The sequence below is a fragment of the Paenarthrobacter sp. Y-19 genome (genome assembly GCF_029223985.1).
Classification (GTDB): Bacteria; Actinomycetota; Actinomycetes; order Actinomycetales; family Micrococcaceae; genus Arthrobacter; species Arthrobacter nicotinovorans.
In genome coordinates this window covers 482,892-501,349 of the sequence record NZ_CP119414.1, presented here as the reverse complement: position 1 = coordinate 501,349, position 18,458 = coordinate 482,892, and the positions used below count along the sequence as shown (strand labels likewise).

At 62.0% G+C, this 18,458-nt stretch carries 8 protein-coding genes and 1 tRNA gene; 8 read left to right on the top strand and 1 reads right to left on the bottom strand.

The window, feature by feature from the left end:
* The first annotated feature begins 2 nt into the window (after nt 1-2).
* Nucleotides 3-1,640: an alpha/beta hydrolase gene (locus tag PYR64_RS02405; protein ID WP_275778143.1), complete on the top strand. Its 1,638-nt coding sequence runs from the start codon at nt 3-5 to the stop codon at nt 1,638-1,640.
* Here the strand turns inward: PYR64_RS02405 and PYR64_RS02400 are convergent.
* A complete protein-coding gene (locus PYR64_RS02400) occupies nt 1,637-2,368 on the bottom strand; it encodes an HAD family hydrolase (protein WP_275778141.1) in 732 nt (243 codons plus the stop codon). The two genes, PYR64_RS02405 and PYR64_RS02400, sit on opposite strands and share 4 nt — an antisense overlap.
* Before the next feature lie 216 nt (nt 2,369-2,584).
* On the opposite strand from PYR64_RS02400, the gene PYR64_RS02395 reads away from it, so the two are divergent.
* The 7 genes from PYR64_RS02395 to drmC all read left to right on the top strand — a co-directional run bounded on the left by PYR64_RS02395 (nt 2,585) and on the right by drmC (nt 18,458).
* Nucleotides 2,585-2,657 (top strand) — tRNA-Thr (locus PYR64_RS02395).
* A 1,106-nt stretch (nt 2,658-3,763) separates the two neighbouring features.
* Entirely contained in the window at nt 3,764-4,579 is an 816-nt protein-coding gene (locus PYR64_RS02390) for a hypothetical protein (protein ID WP_275778139.1), read from the top strand.
* Nucleotides 4,580-4,756: 177 nt separating this feature from the next.
* Nucleotides 4,757-7,903, top strand: coding sequence for a DISARM system SNF2-like helicase DrmD (drmD, locus tag PYR64_RS02385; protein ID WP_275778137.1), 3,147 nt, complete (start codon nt 4,757-4,759; stop codon nt 7,901-7,903).
* Nucleotides 7,891-11,970 (top strand): DNA methyltransferase, encoded by a 4,080-nt coding sequence (locus PYR64_RS02380; RefSeq protein WP_275778135.1) that lies wholly within the window; start codon nt 7,891-7,893, stop codon nt 11,968-11,970. The genes drmD and PYR64_RS02380 overlap by 13 nt, the downstream gene beginning before the upstream one ends.
* Entirely contained in the window at nt 11,967-15,680 is a 3,714-nt protein-coding gene (drmA, locus tag PYR64_RS02375) for a DISARM system helicase DrmA (RefSeq protein WP_275778134.1), read from the top strand. Before PYR64_RS02380 ends, drmA begins: the two co-directional genes overlap by 4 nt.
* Nucleotides 15,680-17,758, top strand: coding sequence for a DUF1998 domain-containing protein (locus PYR64_RS02370; protein WP_275778132.1), 2,079 nt, complete (start codon nt 15,680-15,682; stop codon nt 17,756-17,758). Before drmA ends, PYR64_RS02370 begins: the two co-directional genes overlap by 1 nt.
* Nucleotides 17,748-18,458 (top strand): DISARM system phospholipase D-like protein DrmC, encoded by a 711-nt coding sequence (gene drmC, locus PYR64_RS02365; RefSeq protein WP_275778130.1) that lies wholly within the window; start codon nt 17,748-17,750, stop codon nt 18,456-18,458. Before PYR64_RS02370 ends, drmC begins: the two co-directional genes overlap by 11 nt.

The following is an 18,458-nucleotide window of genomic DNA, read 5'->3' as shown; positions in this document are numbered from 1 at the left end:
GCATGACGTCCGCACCCCGCCGGCCAGCCGGCAACCCTTCAAGGGACCGGTCTGCCCGGCTGTCTGCGGGTGGTGCCGTTCCTCGGGGGGCTGCACGACGTGGAACCCGCAGCCGCGGGTTCGCGGCGATGTGCGTGGCATTGGCGTCAATGCTGGTCCTCAGCGCCTGCACGGTGCCGTTCCTGCCGGCGCCCACCGCGAAGCCCTCCACCAGCACTGTGGATCCCTCCATCGCGGCCTCGGCCCCCAAGGGCCTGGAGAAGTTCTACTCGCAGTCCGTGGAATGGAGCTCTTGCGGAGACGGACTGCAGTGCGGCAAGATCCAGGTCCCCATGGATTACGCGCAGCCGGGTTCCGCGGAGATAACCCTCGCGGCCATCAAACTGCCCAGCACCGGAGACAAAAAGGGCTCCATCCTGGTCAACCCCGGGGGTCCCGGGGGCTCGGGGGTGGACTTCATCAAAGATGCAGGCACCACGCACTTCACAGAAAAACTCCGGGCGAATTACGACGTCGTGGGCTTCGACCCCCGTGGCGTGAAGGACTCCGCGCCGGTCAAGTGCATGACCGACGCCGAGCGTGATGCCGCCAGGGCAAAGGTGTTCCGCAAGAACACCGACGAAGGCCTGGCAGCGGCGATAGCGTTCAACAAGTCCTTTGCCGAGCAGTGCGCCCAGCAGACAGGGCCCGTCCTAGGACACATTGATACCGTCAGCGCGGCCAAGGACCTCGACATCCTGCGTGCCGTGGTGAACGACGCCAAGCTCAACTACCTGGGCTTTTCCTATGGGACGTTCCTTGGGTCCACCTACGCTTCGCTCTTCCCGGACAACGTTGGCCGGCTGGTCCTCGATGGAGCGGTGGACCCGTCCATCAGCAATGAGGAGCTGACCGCAGGCCAGGCCAAGGCGTTCGAAAAGGCAATCCACACCTACGTAGCCAGCTGCCAGAAGCAGAACCAGTGCCCTATGAGCGGGTCGGTGGAAAACGGTGTGCAGGAAATCAGGGACCTCATCAGCGCCGTGGACGAGAACCCGCAGACCGCCAAGGACGGCCGGTTAGTTACCGGCAACGACTTCGTCAACGGCCTCATCCTGCCCCTCTACAACGACCAGAGCTGGCCGGCACTGACCCAGGCCCTGGACAGTGCCTTCTCCGGCGACGTTTCGCAGATGATGCGGCTCGCCGACCTTGGCGCGGACCGCGAACCCAACGGAACGTACAGCTCCAACTCCGCTTTCGCTTTCCAAGCCATCAACTGCCTGGACTACCCCATGGTCATGGACACCGCAGGCATGCGTGCGGAGGAGGCCAGGCTCATCCAGGACTCCCCCACGTTCGGTGCATTCTTTGCCTACGGCGGCGTGAACTGCAAGGACTGGCCGTACCCGAACACCCGGACACCGGCGCCCGTCAAGTACAGCGGTGAAGCTCCCATCGTGGTGGTGGGCACCACGGGAGACCCCGCCACTCCCCTGGCGTGGTCGCAGTCGCTGCGCAAGCAGCTCGAGAACGCTTCCCTCGTCACGTGGGAAGGCGAGGGGCACACCGCCTACGGCCGCTCGAACTCATGCGTCAGCTCCGCCGTCGACGACTACTTTATTGACGGAAAGCTGCCGCAGGACGGCCTCACCTGCTAGAGGTGCCTGGCTTCGCGTTTCTCCACCAGGAGCGGGAGCTGCTTGATGGAATCGACGACGGCGGTGGCGCCGGCCGCGCGCAGGGTTGCCTCTGAGTGTGAGCCGGTCAGCACCCCCGCGATGAGTGAGGCCCCCGAACGGACGCCCGAGAGCATGTCCGAGCTGGTGTCGCCCACCACGGCGACTTCGCGCACGTCATCGAGGTCGAGTGCGAGCACTGCGGTGAGGATCATGTCCGGGTAGGGTCGTCCGCGTCCGGCATCCGCCGGGCACAGACTGAGATCGGCCAGGCCCATCCACCCCAATGATTCGAGCACCATGTTCTGGGTGTGGCGTCCGAAGCCGGTGGCCAGGCAGACCTGCATCCCGGCCTCACGCATCCACAAGATGGCGTCTTCCGCTCCGGGAATGGGGCGGATGCCGCCGTCGGCAATCATGTCGTCGTACGCCCGTTCGAAGACGTTGTTGGCACTCCGGGCCACGGCAGGGTCCTCGAACAAGTGGCCGAAAACCGTCATTTTCGAGAAGCCCATGGTGTCCCGGGCATAGCCGAGCATGCTCTCGAAACGGCTGCTGCCCGGTTCAATCCCGTGTTCCACCAGCGCCCGGGACATAGCCTGCCCGGTCCGGCCATCGTCGGTGATGGTAGTCCCCACCATGTCCACGACCGCCAGCTTCAGCCGGTTGGGTGTGTGGTTGGCGTCCCTGGTCAGTGCGTCCCCGGTCATTGAGCGGCTCCTTCGGCTGTGCTTCGCGGCGAGTGGACCCCGCCGCAGTTGATTCCCCAGCTTCCGGCGAGCGGGAAACCGCAGCCTGAACCGGGCCCGACGCCCGGGTGAACATCCCCGCAACGGCCGCCACCGTGTTCGTTTTGACCCGGGCGCGGTGCCTCTATTACAGTTATGTCTTGCGTGATCGCCCGGGAAACCGGGGATGAACGCGGTGCTTCCTTAGCTCAGTCGGTAGAGCGTTTCACTCGTAATGAAAAGGTCATCAGTTCGATTCTGATAGGAAGCTCGGTTGGACCCCCGGATATCTGCGGATTTCCGGGGGTTCTAATTTTTTCTTGACAAGACCGACCACCTGTGCATGTGGCCGGATACCTGCGATACCCGGTGGTCTTCGTACTTTTTTCGTCACCATCTGGTCGCGCAGAACGAGCGAGCCCGCCCTTCTTACGACCAGACGCACGCGAGTCGACGGCCCGGCTGTCCGGATGCGTGGTCGACCGGATCCCCGCCCATGACGGCGTCTTCAGGAATCTGCGCCCTCAGCCAGGTTCTAAGTTCATTTGTTTGCTTCCATCGCCCGGTCATCCCAGGCTCGGGTGGCCTCCGGTGTCGCGGATCCTGCCGGACATGGGCTGGAATGGACAAGTAAAGAGGACCCCCCGTGCTCTGTGCAGCTTGTCGAGAGGAGCACAGATACCAGGGGGTCCTCGTGTCCCACTGTAGCGCGATCCTTACCCCTGCCGGTGCGTTGTGGACGATCACTCGCTTTGACATACTTCTTGCTCACCCCGACTGCCCCTTAGGGAGGCTCGGATCCGGGCCCCACGTAAGACGACGACATAGGCGGAAGCCAGAAAAGGCGGACCACAACTAATCCCCTAACCCCCGACTGCAGGTGGTTAGCCCTCGTCGGTTTGTGGCCGGCGCACCTTGACACCTACATTGTGATTCCGCGTTTCTGACGGACCGTGAGTTGCCGACACGGGACCCGAAATGTGGCTTAGCGCTTGACCTAGGCCACGATGACATTGTTAATTCAGCATTTCGCCGCGTGAAGCTATCAATGCCCGCAGTTCGGTCGATCGGACCTCCGCATGGGTGTAAACCTTGCCTTGGGCGCCGTTCTCTGACATACCTGTTGCTTAGCCCGTCCCCTGCGCTCGTGATCGAGCGGTTCCCCTGATATGCTGCCGGCGGCGCACCACGGCAAGCTGATGACTGCTGTTTGGGACGATGTCTTCCCGGTGCCTGTGCGCCTTTTCCTCACCGTCGCCCTCTAAGACCTCTCCGGCGTCCCCATGAAGGGCAATAGCCTGCCCAGCCGTCGTAACATCCACTTCTTCCAAGCCGGACTATTTGCACCCCGCTGTTCTTTACCGTTTTTATCACTCCATGACGAGCGAGTGGGTCTTTGACCTCAAGGGTAAGGAAGTAGTATTCACCGGGGCTATACCGGGCTACAGCGAGGCGGAGTTGACAGCGATGGCCGTCAACAGCTTGGGAGCCTCCCGAGTAAAGGACGATGTAGCCAGGTACAGCACGGACGTCCTGGTTCGCGGTTATAGCGCCCGCTGGAGATACGGGAGCTACGGCAATAAAGAAAAGCAAGTTGCGGAGATGCAACGGGCGGGCCATCATATTCAGATTATTGACGCCGAGGGCTTTTTCGGTCTCCGCTCCAGCCTTCCCGCCCCGGCCCTGAAACCGAACGTGCCCGTTGCCCCTGCCCGTTCCAAGGCCACCGAAGGTGGAACCGTAGGTGCCCCGTATCGGTCAGGTACCTACGCCAGCGCGCTTCAGGGGGACGGCGAACACCACCGGGACCCGGACATCATGGACCGCGGACTAAAAGCCCACTCCCGGACGCAGGACGACCTGGCAAAACACCTGCTGCGCAACGGCTTCACTCCCTTGTCACCGTTCGATAGGACTTGCAACTACGACATAGCCTGGCAGCTCGAGGACGGCGACTACGGTGTCGCCGAAGTGAAAAGCAACACGCTCGACAACGAGGCCTTCCAGATCAGGCACGGCCTGGGGCAGGTGCTGGACTACGGCCACCGATTGGAAGGCCGCGGCTTCCGGCCAAGGCTGTTCCTTGTCCTTGAAGAGAAGCCCCGGGAGCATAACCATTGGAGGCCGATGTGCGCTGCGCACGACGTCACCTTGACGTGGGGCCCAGACTTCCCTGGGGTTACTGACTCCTGATCAGGAGTCCGCATCCACCCCTGCGGCCCGAGAGCCCAGTTTCCTGCCGACAGCATCCGAGAGGAACCGGTTTACGATGAATTCCGGACAGGTGGTTAGATGAAGACGACCTTATGCGTCCCGTTGCGCCGCAAGGGAACCGCATGGGGTGAAACAACGGAGCTAGGAGCTATACACGTGTCAGCATCAGCTGTTGTCGCACCGCCGTTGCCGGAGCCCGGCCAGGTCGTCGAAGTTCGTGGGTCAACATGGGCTGTGGCCAACGTTCGGGCGCAAGGGCTGCCCCGAAGCCCGGCGGACGAATCAGCGGCGCAGCTTACGCATGTGGTGGATTTGCAGTCCCTTGACGAGGACCGTCTCGGGGAGCAGCTGTCAGTGGTATGGGAGCTGGAAGTCGGTCAGACGGTCACCCCGGCACAGGGACTGCCGGAGACGATCTATGCTGAGCAGTTCGATGACCCGACTACTCTGGCCGGTTTTGTGGATGCAATGCGGTGGGGTGCGGTCACGAGTGCTGACCCTAACCGCTACCAGGCTCCATTTTGGTCCGGCGCGAACGTCGAGGCATATCAGCTTGAACCGTTGCGCCGTGCCCTCGGAGCGCCCCGCACTAACCTGCTGCTGGCTGATGATGTCGGCCTAGGGAAGACAATCGAAGCGGGCCTGGTGGTCCAGGAACTGCTGTTGCGGCACCGTGCCCGCACCGCGGTGATCGTATGTCCTCCGAGCCTCTCGCTGAAGTGGCAGGATGAGATGCACGACAAGTTCGGGTTGGATTTCACCATCGTCAACTCTGAGCTGATGGCAGAGGTCCGCCGCACGCACGGGCTGCACGCCAACCCTTTCCTCATGTTCCCCCGTGTCATCGTGAGCATGGCTTGGCTGCCCCAAGTCCGCTCGCAGCGACTGCTGCGCGATGTGTACGCCCAAGTGAAAAGCCCAAAGACGGCGAAACGCTTCGCATTCGACATTCTCGTTGTCGACGAGGCCCACCACGTGGCTCCTGCCAGTCCCCCGGCAAACGCCGGCGGCCGCGGGTACGCGGTGGACACCCAGCGCACCGTCGCAGTGAGGGATCTCGCGGAACGCTGCGAGCACCGGCTCTTCCTCTCTGCGACGCCGCACAATGGGCACCCGGAGTCCTTCACTGCACTGATGGAGATGATCGACTCCAGGCGCTTCTCCCGCGGCGCGCTGCTGGATTCAAAAGCGCTCAAAGACGTCACAGTGCGTCGACTGAAGACCGACCTGACCGGCAAGGACTTCAAGAAGCGCAAGGTCAGCTCCCTGCCTTACACTCCGCGCGAGGACGAGCAGGAGATGTTCGAGCTCCTGGATCAGATTGTCGTCCGAAGTGCCAAGGCCAATGGTACAAAGCCCAGCGGCGACATTGTCACCATGTTGCTCAAGAAGCGGTTCCTGTCCAGTCCATTTGCATTCGGACAGACCCTCTCGCACTACCTGAGCGCCAGGGCAGGCCGTGGCGTGGCAGATGACGACTACGATGACGTCTTCGGCGAGGGGCAGTCGGATGAGGAAGAGGGTCTGTGGGAGCAGGACGAAGCGGAGCGGCTGCGCGAATCCAAGAGTTCCGATCCACTCGTCGCGGCGGAACCCGAGCAGCTCAAAGCCCTCATGGAATGGGGGCTGAGCTACGAGTCCCGCGCAGACTCCAGGCTCGATGAGCTGCTGAAGTTCCTCGACTCGGTGTGCCGTCCGGATGGTGCGGCCTTTTCGACGGATCGTGTGGTCGTATTCACGGAGTACGCCCACACCGTCGATTGGCTGACGCGTGTGCTGACCCAGCGCGGGTACGGGGACAGGCTGGCCGTTATCCAGGGCACCACGTCGCCGGAGGACCGCGAGTACATCCGGTCACAGTTTACAGAGGACCCGAAGAAAGAACCGGTCCGCGTCCTGCTCGCCACGGACGCCGCCGGCGAGGGCATCGATCTCCAGACGCACTGCCACCGGCTGGTGAACTTCGACATTCCGTTTAACCCGTCGCGCCTGGAGCAGCGCATCGGCCGCATCGACAGGTACGGCCAGAAACAGGCGCCGCTGGTCTATCACTTCGCTCCTGCCAGCGACTCCTCCGTCTACGCCGCGGATGCCTCCTTCATGGCCCGTGTCGCGAGGAAGGTCGCAACCGTCGAACAAGACCTGGGCTCGGTCAACCAGGTCATCGGCGACGAGATCCAGCGCCACTTCGGCAAGCGCTCATCTGCACGCTCCAAGGCAAGGGGAGTAGACACCAATGACGTCATCAACACCGCCCTAGCCGGCGGCATGGAGCTCAACGCGCGGCTGACACAGCTTGAACAGGGCTACGAGGCATCACGCACGGAAATGCACTTGGACCCGGCAAACCTACGCAGGGTAGTCGACACCGCGTTGCGGATCAACCACCAGCAGTTACTCTCGCCGAACCACGAATTTCAGGAGCTCACCGAATCCGAGGTATTCGATGTGCCAAGCCTGTCGGCGGGATGGAGTGCCGCCGTCAGAGGCTTGCCGACACGTCTTAAACCAGATTCCTTACGCCCCATCACCTTCGATGCCCAAGCAGCGGACGGGCGCAATGAAGTCGTGTACGTGCACCTCGGACATCCGATCGTGCAGAAGGCACAACGACTTCTGCGCCGATCACTCTGGAGCGTCGACTCCCCTCTCAGTCGAGTCACCGCCGTCGTGGTCGACGATCTGCCTAAGTCGTTCGTCGCCGCAGTCACCCGTATGGTCCTCGTCGGCAGGGGCGGCATCCGCCTTCACGAGGAAGTATTCCTGGTCGGTGTCCGCCTCCACGGACGCCGCGCGATGGCAGAGGAAAAGGCTGAAGCCGCCCTTGACCACGCACTCGACGGGGAGCACATTTCACTGGCGGACGAACGTGTCCGTGACCAGCTCTGCGACCTATGGAACGTTTCCGACGCCCCGTTGCGAATCCGGCTCGAAGAGTCCATGCAGGCCCGCGCTGGCCGTCGCCACGAGCTAGTACTTGAACAGCTCACAAGACGTCAGGAAGCAGACGTCCAGCGGGCACGGGACATCTTCTCGGCATTCCGGACCAACCTCGGCGAATCGCTCGCCCGACTCCGGCGTGCCGAGGATGAGGCGGCCGCAATGCTCCTGCCGGATGACCAGCAACGCCAGCGGCGCCGGGACATGGAGGCAATGGAACGCCGCCTGGCCGAGCTCGATGACGAAGAAGCCCGTGAGATCGATGCGATCAAAGAGCGGTATGTCGACGTCAAGCCGCACACCACGGCCGCAGCGGTCGTGTTTGCCCTCACCCGTGAAGACGCAGAAGGATGGACCAACTGATGGCGCGACCAAAAAAGGTCACGGGTCTGAAGAGCAACGCTACAGACCTGCACAGGGCGTGGCTCCAACTGGTCGACACTGAGGGGCCTTTCCTCGCCATTCCCCCGCTCAAAAGGGTCTGGCCGAACGGCATCCCGGACTTCCGCACCACTCACCCTGACCGTTTCGAGGCCCTGGTGGATGCCCGCAAGGCGTTCGAGGCTGCATGGGAGACACTCGACCGTGAGGCCGACAGTGACATCAGGCTGAGCGACTACCGGACAGAACGCGACAAGTGGGTCGAGACGGTTCTGCGTGAGGTCGTCGGCTGGGGTGAGTCGCTGGAATGGGGCGTCGTCCCCGGTGTAGAGGCACAGTCTCCCAACCGCGCCGTCACCATCACTGCCCAGGGGGCACTTGTCGGCACAGACGGCCTTCATGCGCTCGTGCTCGTCGTGGATCCGACAGACTCACTTCGCCAGACACCCAGCGACTTGTGGGCAGCAACGCCCGTCGATCGCTGTGAGGCCTTGCTGCGCGAAAACAATGTTGAGGTCGGCGTCGTCACCGACGGCCGCTGGTGGGGCTTGGTCTGCGCCCGTGAGGGCAGCATGGCCGCTTCCGGCATCGTGGACGCGCTGAGCTGGGTTGAAGAACCGCGCGCCCGTGACGCATTCCTCACCGTCATAGGTCGACAGCACATAATCGGCGGCGACCCCGCTGAGCGCCTTCCTGTGCTCTTCAAGGAATCCATCGCCGCAGCCCACGAGATTACCGAGGCCCTCGGCGCGCAGGTACGCCGGGCTGTCGAACTGCTCATCCAGTCGTATTCAGAATCTGCTGCCGAAGCTGAACGCCGTGGCCTGCCCAACCCGCTTCCTGACCGTTCCCACGACATCTACGAGGCCGCGGTCACCGTAATGATGCGGGCAGTGTTCCTGCTGTTTGCCGAAGAGCGCGGTCTCCTTCCTGCGGGCGAGCTTTTCGAGCAGGGCTACGGTATCGCCGGCGAACTAGAGCGGCTCACTGGCCGGAAGAATGAGGAAAGCGAGGAAGCGCTCGACGCAACGTCTTTGGCCTGGCATCGGTTGCTCGCAACCAGCCAAGCTCTCTACAAAGGGGCCTCGTTCGAAAACCTGCGCATGCCCGCATATGGCGGATCGCTGTTCGACCCGGTTCGGTTCCCTTTCCTCACGGACACAAATGAACAGGGCGCCCTGGTCATAACAGTCTCCGATCGCGTAATGCTGCATGTGCTGCGCTCCATCCAAACCGCATATGTTCAGGGGGAGACGCGCCAGATTTCTTTCAGGGATATCGACGTCGAACAAATCGGTTACATCTACGAGGGCCTCCTCGGCTACACAGCAATACGCGTCAGCGAGCCCACCCTTGGTATTATCGGATCCACCGGCGCCGAGCCCGAGATCCCGCTGGCCACACTCGAAGAGCTTGCAACCGTCCATCCCGATCCGAAGAAGCTTGCCGCGGCAGTCCGTGAATGGATCGCCAAAGACCAACCATCTGCAAGTCCTGCATCGGCGGTTGCCATCGCCAAAGCCATCACGAGTGAGGCTGGCCCAAGCGCAATCAGTGCCCTTGCCCAGGCTGTCGGCGACGACTACTCGCTTCGCGATCGCATCAAGCCTTGGCTTGGTCTTGTCCGGGCCGACTTGCGAGGCCACCCGTTCGTTGTCGTGGCCGGCGGGTTGGTTGTGAAAGAGACCCCGTCACGCAGGAACGCGGGCGCCCACTACACACCGAAGTCTCTGGCCGAAGATGTCGTGTTTCACGCTCTCCAGCCGCTGTGCTACTCGCCCGGCCCGCACGAGACCGCCGTCAGCAAGCATTGGAAACTCAGGTCCTCAGATGAGTTGCTCGGGCTCAAGGTCGCCGATATAGCTTGCGGATCCGGAGCATTTCTGGTCGCCGCCGCTCGGTACCTCGCCGACCGCTTGGTAGAGGCATGGACCGAGGAAGACCCAACGAATTCCCGTCGCAAGGACCTGTACTTACGAGCCATACGCAAGGTTGTCGCGAACTGCCTTTACGGAGCTGACATCAACCACATGGCCGTTGAGATGTGCAAGCTCTCGCTCTGGCTCGTGTCCCTCGACCGCGATATGCCGTTCTCCTTCGTGGACGACAAGGTGTTTGTCGGCAACTCCCTGCTCGGTCTCACCAATCTCGATCAAGTCCGCAAACTCCACTTTGACACCATGCGGACGACTCCCGACGAGATGCTCGACATCTTCCACACCGACGTTGACGTCATCATCCGCAAAGCGGTGGCCCTGCGTGATCGGCTCGCCTCGGAGATCGATGAAGACGACCCTGCCCGCAGCAGCGCCGCGAAGTACCGACAATTGCGAGAGCTTCACGAGGTAACCGCATCATTGAGGGCGATCGCTGACGGCGTGATCGCCGCTGGGTTGCCCCATGGGGGCAAGCCCAGCAAAGCGCTCGATGAGGCCTACGAGAATCTGCGGGCGGCCGTGAAGGAGGCGCACTTCGGAACCAGCGGTGGGGAAACTGACAGTACGTGGCTCGATGCAATCATCGACAAGGGGCTCAGACCCACTGTGGAAACCGATTACGAGCGTTGGCAGCCCCTCCACTGGGTGCTTAAAACTCCAGACGTCATGGTCGACCACCGCGGCTTCGACGCCATCGTGGGGAATCCGCCGTTCTTCGCAGGGAAGAAGATTGCCATTGCAAATGGCTCGAACTTTGAAGGTTGGATCAAGGCAGATCTGAGGGGGCTAAAGGGTTCAGCAGACATAAGTGCTCATTTCGTACGACGGGCGTGGCTGCTGCTGGCTGAAGGCGGATCCCTGGGGCTGATCGCCACGGATCGAATTGGGCAGGGCGATACTGCACTTATGAGTACTCAACTCCTGGCAGAGCAAGGAACCCTATATAGAGCGGTGTCGGCCTTCCGTTGGCCAGGGAAGGTATCAACGGGCGCGGCGATTATCTGGGCATCCAAAAGAAGCTCAGCCGCATCACAGATTCAACCAATCCTTGATGGCCGGGCCGTCTCGGCGTTATCTCCCGCGCTTAGTGACGCAGGTGAGGCGGATGTTACATCTGCCTCGCCTCTGAAGCTTCCTTTCCTTGCCGGTAGAGGAATTCAGGCCTACGGCGAGGGATTCGTTCTTGATGCAGACGCACCGATCTTGGCGATTCTCAATGACGCGGAGCAACTTGCATTGCGCCCGTTCGTCAACGGCCAGACGTTGATGGCAGGACTTCAATCGGGACGTCATGTGATCGATGTAGGGAGGTACTTCGATGAAGATTCACTTCGCAGTGAAATGCCAAATCTGTTTGAGCATCTCCGTCTGACTGTCAAGCCTGTCAGAGATGCGATCACAAGTCAGGTGCATGAACATCGTTACTGGGCGTTTTGGGATAAACGCGAGGAGCTCTTCCGGGAAGTTGAAAAACTGGAACGGTTCATCGTGCTGGCAGGTGACACGCGTGTGCCAGTCTTCCTGTTCAGAGAGGATCACCGTCCGCTCCTCTCGCATAAGGTCGTGGTAATCGCGTCAGCGGCTGCTACCGTCTTGGGCGTTCTCTCATCGACCGTGCACTCCGCTTGGTTCGAACGCACACGCACCGGCCGCGGCACCACAAGCAATTATGTTGTGTCGCGCTGCCTTCGAACATTTCCCTTTCCCGACCTTGAGAATCCGGATCTCTTGATCGCTGCGAACGATTTCATTGCGGTGCGGGACGAGGCTCTCTTAGAAGTCACGTCGCCGACGAAGCTATACAACCTTTTGGACGAGCCAAGTGCGGGCGGGAATGCGGTCGCCCGACTTCGAGAGGCACAGATGGCCCTTGATGGTGCGGTAGTAGCCAGTTACGGGTGGAACGATCTCGACCTCAACCACGGGTTTCATGAACTGGCAGGAGTTCGACGCTTTACGTGCGATCCCGCTCAACGCGACGAGTTGCGGCGTCGCCTGCTCGAGGAAAACCACCGCCGGGCGGCAGTGGAGGCCGCTGCAAGCCCGAAGAAGACTACTAGCATTAGAAAAGGCAAGTCGAAGTCACAACAGGCAGAGGCACTGTTCTCATGAGCGAAACGACGGCCCGCGCGCCCCAGAAGCCTTACGAGCTCAACCACCAGCTGGACGGTTCGTCATTCATGGTGCGCGAAAACTTGGCGGACATACTGGAGCGGGAACTCCTCGGGCCGATTCACGGGCCTGAGGAAGTACTACCGTTCAGTCCCCGCTCGCAGTACCTGGTGGGGCATATTGCCCCGGTGAAGCTCACAAGCACGGCGCTAAAGCATAGCGGTTTCGAGAGCGACCCGGAGATCGGGCATCTGATAGAAGCCCGCATGGACGACGACTCCGCCCGTGAGCAGCGCGGTGTACCTGCCAATGCCGCCGACGAGAGCACGGCAGATGCCGAGGACGATGACCCTGATGACCGCACCCCAAAGCAGGGATTGATGATCCCGGCTTCAATGGGGCTGCGGTTCCAGGTCCCCGCAGACCTGGGCTCCTTCACGGTGACAGCGTCGTGGGGCACCTACTCAACGGTCGAGACCGACCAAGTCACCAAGTCGGGCCGCCCCATCCGCCATTACCAGCGCACGCCCGCCGTGGAACGGCGCGTCGTGGAGCTCGCTGATCTGGTACCGGGAAAGACCGCCACCATCACGTTGCGGGAGTCGATCTGCCTGAGGATCGACCGGTACGACGACCCGCAATTCGGCCGAACTCTGGTGGAGATCGCGCTGTGCAACGACAGGGAGACGCCGATGCCGATCCCGATGAACATGTGGATGTTCCAGACCCACCTCCGCATCGATGCCGGCGGGGCCGAGGTGTTCCTCCCGGTGCGTGACGAGCTGGAGCAGAACTGGCCGGAACACGACGAAGAGGTCAGGCGGCTAAACCTCCAGTACCGCAACCGCTTGGAGTTCGCGATCGGACGCACCTGCTCTGTCGACTGGGTGGTCCGCCAAGGATCACGGCGGGCGGCCGCCGTCTCCACGACATGGCTTCCCGTCGCCGAGACTCCCCAGACGCTCGCACGCTCCGTCAAAGATGCCCAGCTGTCGATGGATGCACTCTCGACAGTGACACCTGCGGATCTTCGAGCGGGCATGGCTCCCTTGATCTCTGGATACGGTGCATGGCTCGAGGAACAGGCTGCCACGGCATCGGGTCTTCCGGAACATTTGCAGGGCACTGCTGAGGGAGTCCTGTGGGATGCCAGCCAGGCCCACCAACGGCTGGCCAACGGGCTTGAACACGTTGCAAGTGATCCTGAAGCGCTGCGCTGCTTCCAATTCATGAACCGCGTCATGCGCGACCAGCGCATCGCCTCCCAGGTTGCCGCCCTGCGGGCATCTGACCCAACGGTGACGATCGAAAGAGCACAGGCGGTGGTGGCCGAAAAAGGAACAGACGCTGCATCCTGGCGCCCGTTCCAGCTAGCGTTTATTCTCATGCAGCTTGGCGCGCTGACCGATCCCACGGCACCGTCTCGCAGTGCAGAGCATTTGGCGCGGGTGGAGCTGCTATTCTTCCCCACTGGTGGCGGCAAGACCGAGGCGTATCTTGGCCTCGCGGCTTACACCTTCGCGATCCGACGCCGCCAGGGACTGGTGGACTCAACTGACGGTCCCCTCGACGGACGGGAGGGCGTCGCGGTCCTTATGCGCTACACTCTGCGGTTGCTCACGGCACAGCAGTTCCAACGTGCGACCACGTTGATGTGTGCTGCCGAACTGACACGGCGCGAGGACGAGGAAACGTGGGGCGCGGAGCCGTTCCGCATTGGATTGTGGGTCGGCACTGACGTAAGTCCGAAGCGGTTTGAGGAGGCGGACGAGCAGCTCACCAAGGCCAACGAATATGGATCACATCGTTTGACGGTCCTCCAGATCCAACGGTGCCCGTGGTGCGGCACACCCATCACCGCTGCCCAGGTCAAGACCGATTCAACAGTCCGCCGCGTTTTCGTCTACTGTGGCGATGACCTCGCCCGCTGCCCCTTCTCCAAGGGCGGCATTGTCGCCGAAGGCCTGCCGGTACTCACCGTCGATGAGGAGATTTACCGCCTCGCCCCCGCGTTTTTGATCGCAACTGTGGATAAGTTCGCCCGGCTTGCCCGTGAGGGCGAAGCCGCCGCATTATTCGGCTATGTCAGCCGCCGCTGCGGACGACACGGATACGTTCATGCCGACTACACCAACTGCGACATCAGCACCACCCACCCGGCGAGCAAGAACGGACACCCGGCAGCAACGGTTCAGGCGGTAAACCGGCTGCGCCCCCCGGACCTGATCATCCAAGACGAGCTGCACCTAATCACTGGTGCGCTCGGCACGGCGGTCGGCCTGTTCGAAGCAGCAGTGGAGACCCTCTCCTCCTGGGAAACCCAGGCCGGCAAACTGGTCAAGCCACTGATCGTGGCCTCCACGGCGACCGTCCGCAATGCCCAGGATCAGGTGCGGGGGCTGTACGGGCGTCAGGTCGAGATCTTTCCCCCGCAGGTGCTCGATGTCGCCGATACCTACTTTTCACGGGACGTCCCGATCAGCCGGGCGAATCCCGGGCGCCGGTATATCGGCGTGAGCGCCCAGGGCGTGCGGCTTTCAAGTGCGGAGGTCCGGGTCGCCGAGGTGCTGTTGCTGGCCGGCCAACTCCTTTTCGACAAGGCAGGGAGTGCTGCGGATCCGTACATGACCTTGGTGGGGTACTTCAATGCCACCCGTGAGCTGGCGGGCATGGCCAGGTACATAGCTGACGACGTAGCAAGCCGGGTCGGCAGCCCACGTAAGGAATCAGGCTTCACCCGACGATTTGGGGCGGCTTTCGGCAACCTGCATACTGCCGAACTGACGTCGCGTATCGCATCGGCCGAGATCGGAAGGACGCTTGACCGGCTCGGATTGGAGTTCGATCCCGGCTTCGACACAACGACCGCAGCACAGTCCCGCGTGGCCGCTATCCGGGAACACAAGAAGGCCCTGACCAGGAAGGAGGCACCATTTGACGTCGTGCTGGCGACTTCCATGCTGCAGGTCGGGGTAGACGTGCAGCGCCTTGGGCTCATGCTCGTGGTCGGGCAGCCGAAGAACACCGCGGAGTATATCCAAGCGTCCTCGCGTGTCGGCCGCGATGCCTCTGACCGGCCCGGCCTCGTGGTCGCCCTCGGGAACTGGGCCCGGCCTCGAGACCTGGCACATTTCGAGCAGTTCCGGAACTACCACGCCACGTTCTATGCCCAGGTCGAGGCGCTTTCTGTGACACCATATTCGCCCACTTCGCTGGAGCGAGGCATCGACGGCCTGCTTGTCAGTGCTGCCCGGGTGCTGCAGGCCCCCGCCTCCGAGGGTCTCTCACCGGAACGCGACGCCTGGCGCATCAAGGACAATCCAACGGCGGTGAAGGCCCTGGCTGAGAGGCTGAAGGCACGCATTGCCGCTGCCGCTCAGGACGAAGACACAGCCAAGCGGGCAAGCGACCTGCTGGTCAACCGGATCGACCGCTGGAACCAACGCGCAAAATTGGCCGCGGAGATGAGCAAGACCCTGGTGTACGAACGCACTGGAGAAGGCGACAAATACCTGCCGCTGATCATCAGCCCCGAGAACGCCAGGGCATCCGCTGGAGGATCATCCGAGGCACCCTTCATTATCGCCAACTCGATGCGTGAGGTACAGCCGGAAATCAATGTTCTAGTCAGCCCGGTTCCCGACCGGCTATATCTGCGAGCACCCGATGGAGCCCCGGAGTGGACTCTGCCTGTGGGAGAGGACAACTGATGGCCGAAACCATGACCTCAGATAAGGACAACATGGAGCCAACCGGCAGTCCCGCTATGATCCACGATGCCGGGCAATCGCTCGACCCCCTCGCAGACGCCGAGGAAGGCGGGGTCAAGAACCGCGCGAAGGTTGGCTCGGCGCGCCCTTCCTCGCTGCTGTATACCTATGGTCCTGGTGCGATCATGGACCTTCCGGGCTTCGCTGTAATGCCTGCCGGGCTCGATGACTGGGAACCGATCTGGAAGCGCCGAGAGTTCGTTCCGACGATCGTCGAACCGCGGCTGCTGAATGTCGTACGCCTCCACCTCGGACCCCAAGTCGATTCTCTGCGCCCGTTCCCATGGCAGCCGAAGAAGGGATCAATGTCCAAAGAAGGATCCGACCTCGGCATTCCGGCGCGCGCCTTCCCCCAGTGGTTCCGCTGCACCGGCTGCGACTATTTAGGACCCCTGCCGCGCTTCAGCTACACTAACACCCACCCCTTCCGCCCGGACCTCGCCCAGTTCACTCACCAGAGTTGTCCAGGCCGTGGCAGGAAGCTTGCCGGATCGACCGGCCGGAAGCGCGAGAGCCCTGCTGTTCCCGCACCACACCTGCTGACCTGCACCAACGGCCACCTCGATGAATTCCCCTATAAATTATGGGTGCACCGCGGCGGACCATGTCCGAAAGCCGTGCTGCCCGATCTGAAAATGCGGGACGCAAATATCGGCCAAAGCATCGGTTCGGTCATCAGCTGCGCGTCTTGCAACGCCACGCGTGGCATGGCCGAAGCCCAGGGCACGGCCGGGCGGGATAAGCTCCCGGAGAAATGCCGTGGAAGGCACCCGCACCTGAACGCCTTCGATGCCGAATGTAATGCACGCCCAGCGCTCATCATGATGGGAGCATCCAACCTGTGGTTCTCCTCCACCCAGTCGGTCATCGTCATGCCGCGCACAGAAGCAGAAGAAGCCGAGGCTCTCGCCGACCAATTACGGGCAGCGCTGGGCATCGACAAGATCGCCAAATATGCCTCCGATCTTGGCACGCTCAAAGACGTGGCCGACGGCAAGGTCGACCTCAAGGGTGTTACGGACCCCAATCTCGCGGCGGCCGTCGCGGACGTGCTTGCGCCTGTCGACCCGGAAGAGGTCCGTCAGGAAAAGCTCGCCACCTGGGATCCGGTGGAACTTCTTGTCCCGGAATGGCGGTACCTGCAAAAGCCGGCATTGTTCCCACAGCAGCAGAACTCCAGCGGGCTGATGGTCACCGAGATGGAGCGGGGGCAGAGTCTCCACTCCCGAATCGCACGGGTGGTCGCAGTGAACCGGATGAAAAAAATCAATGCCGTTCTCGGATTCACCCGGCTCGACGAGATGGACCGCGTGAACGATGTTGCCAGCCGGCTCGTCAAACTGACGCGCAAGGGCAAGCCTGCCTGGGTCCCGGCCACCGAGGACCGCGGCGAGGGTATCTTCCTCCAGCTCGACCTGAACGCTGTGGACGCCTGGGAAAAGAAGATCCTCGGCTCTCCCCTGTGGGCGGCTCATAAGCAAGCACACCAGTTGAATTTCTCCCGCCGCTTCTCAGAGACCGCCGCATCAGTGGATCCCGATACCCGACTGCCTGGCCCACGGTACTGGCTCCTGCACACCTTTGCCCATACGCTCATTCGCGAGATGGCAATGTCCTGCGGTTATGGCGCGGCCAGCCTCACTGAACGCATCTACGGGTGGCCTACGGGGCCGCAGCGCGAGGCGGCGGCAGGCCTGCTCATCTGCACCACAGCCTCCGACAGCGAGGGAACGCTCGGCGGGCTCGTTGCACTTTCCGAACCCACAAGACTGGAAGGCCTAGTAATGCGGGCCTTGCGCAGAGCGGCGCGGTGTTCTTCGGACCCCGTTTGTGCGGTGCGCACTCCCAGCGAGCCGGAGGACTTTCTCCATGGCGCTGCGTGCCACTGCTGCACCTTTGTGTCGGAGACCTCATGCGAGAAGTCGAACCGGTTCCTGGATCGGCGTTTCCTGCTTAACCTTCCAACCACGATGGGTCCGACCGTGCCCGGGTTCTTCGGGAGCGTGGATGCCGTCTGACCCCTTCGCCGCGCTCGGGGAGTTCCTCACAGCTGCCGAAGCCGAGGGAATAGCTGCGCAGCTCGCCACGGGACAGCACGTCACCAAGGCTCTCGGAGCGGTCAGCGCATCCCGTCGAGAAAAAGCCCGTGTTCTCCTTACAGTCGCCGGGCTGGGGCACACTGAGATCGAGCGGTCCGTTGCCGTCCTACAGGCTGTCGCCGGAGCTAAGACTGCCCATCGGGACCTGACGCCTGTCTGGACCATGCCCGGCAATGAAGCCAAAATCGGGCACCTAACAGGTGAGTTTCACCGGCTCGTCCGGTCCGCCCGCCAGTCGGTGACCTGCGCAACGTACAACTTCGAGAAGACCTCTAAGATGTGGTCAGTGCTCCGGGAAAGTGCTGAACAACCCGGCGTCACCGTCACCGTGTACGTAGACGGGGACAAAGCCGATGCCGCGAAAGTCAAATCCCATCTCGGACGTGCGACCGTCTATAGATCCGCCATTCTGCCGAACGGAAGGCCCGTAGTCAGTCACGCGAAGTTCGTCGTCATCGACCATGAAATCCTGTTGCTGACTAGTGCCAACTTTTCGTTCAGTGCCGAGAACCGCAACATCGAGTTCGGCCTCCTCGTTCAAGACTCCGCACTGTCCAAATCAGTTGAATCCACGATGATGAGCAAACACGGCACGCTGTACGAACTCGCGAAGGATTAA

Excerpts from the sequence above, each read along its gene's own strand:
- PYR64_RS02405 (WP_275778143.1), top strand. The coding sequence starts at position 3 with ATGACGTCCGCACCCCGCCGGCCAGCCGGCAACCCTTCAAGGGACCGG.
- PYR64_RS02400 (WP_275778141.1), bottom strand. The coding sequence starts at position 2,368 with ATGACCGGGGACGCACTGACCAGGGACGCCAACCACACACCCAACCGG.
- PYR64_RS02390 (WP_275778139.1), top strand. The coding sequence starts at position 3,764 with ATGACGAGCGAGTGGGTCTTTGACCTCAAGGGTAAGGAAGTAGTATTC.
- PYR64_RS02380 (WP_275778135.1), top strand. The coding sequence starts at position 7,891 with ATGGACCAACTGATGGCGCGACCAAAAAAGGTCACGGGTCTGAAGAGC.
- drmA (WP_275778134.1), top strand. The coding sequence starts at position 11,967 with ATGAGCGAAACGACGGCCCGCGCGCCCCAGAAGCCTTACGAGCTCAAC.
- PYR64_RS02370 (WP_275778132.1), top strand. The coding sequence starts at position 15,680 with ATGGCCGAAACCATGACCTCAGATAAGGACAACATGGAGCCAACCGGC.
- drmC (WP_275778130.1), top strand. The coding sequence starts at position 17,748 with ATGCCGTCTGACCCCTTCGCCGCGCTCGGGGAGTTCCTCACAGCTGCC.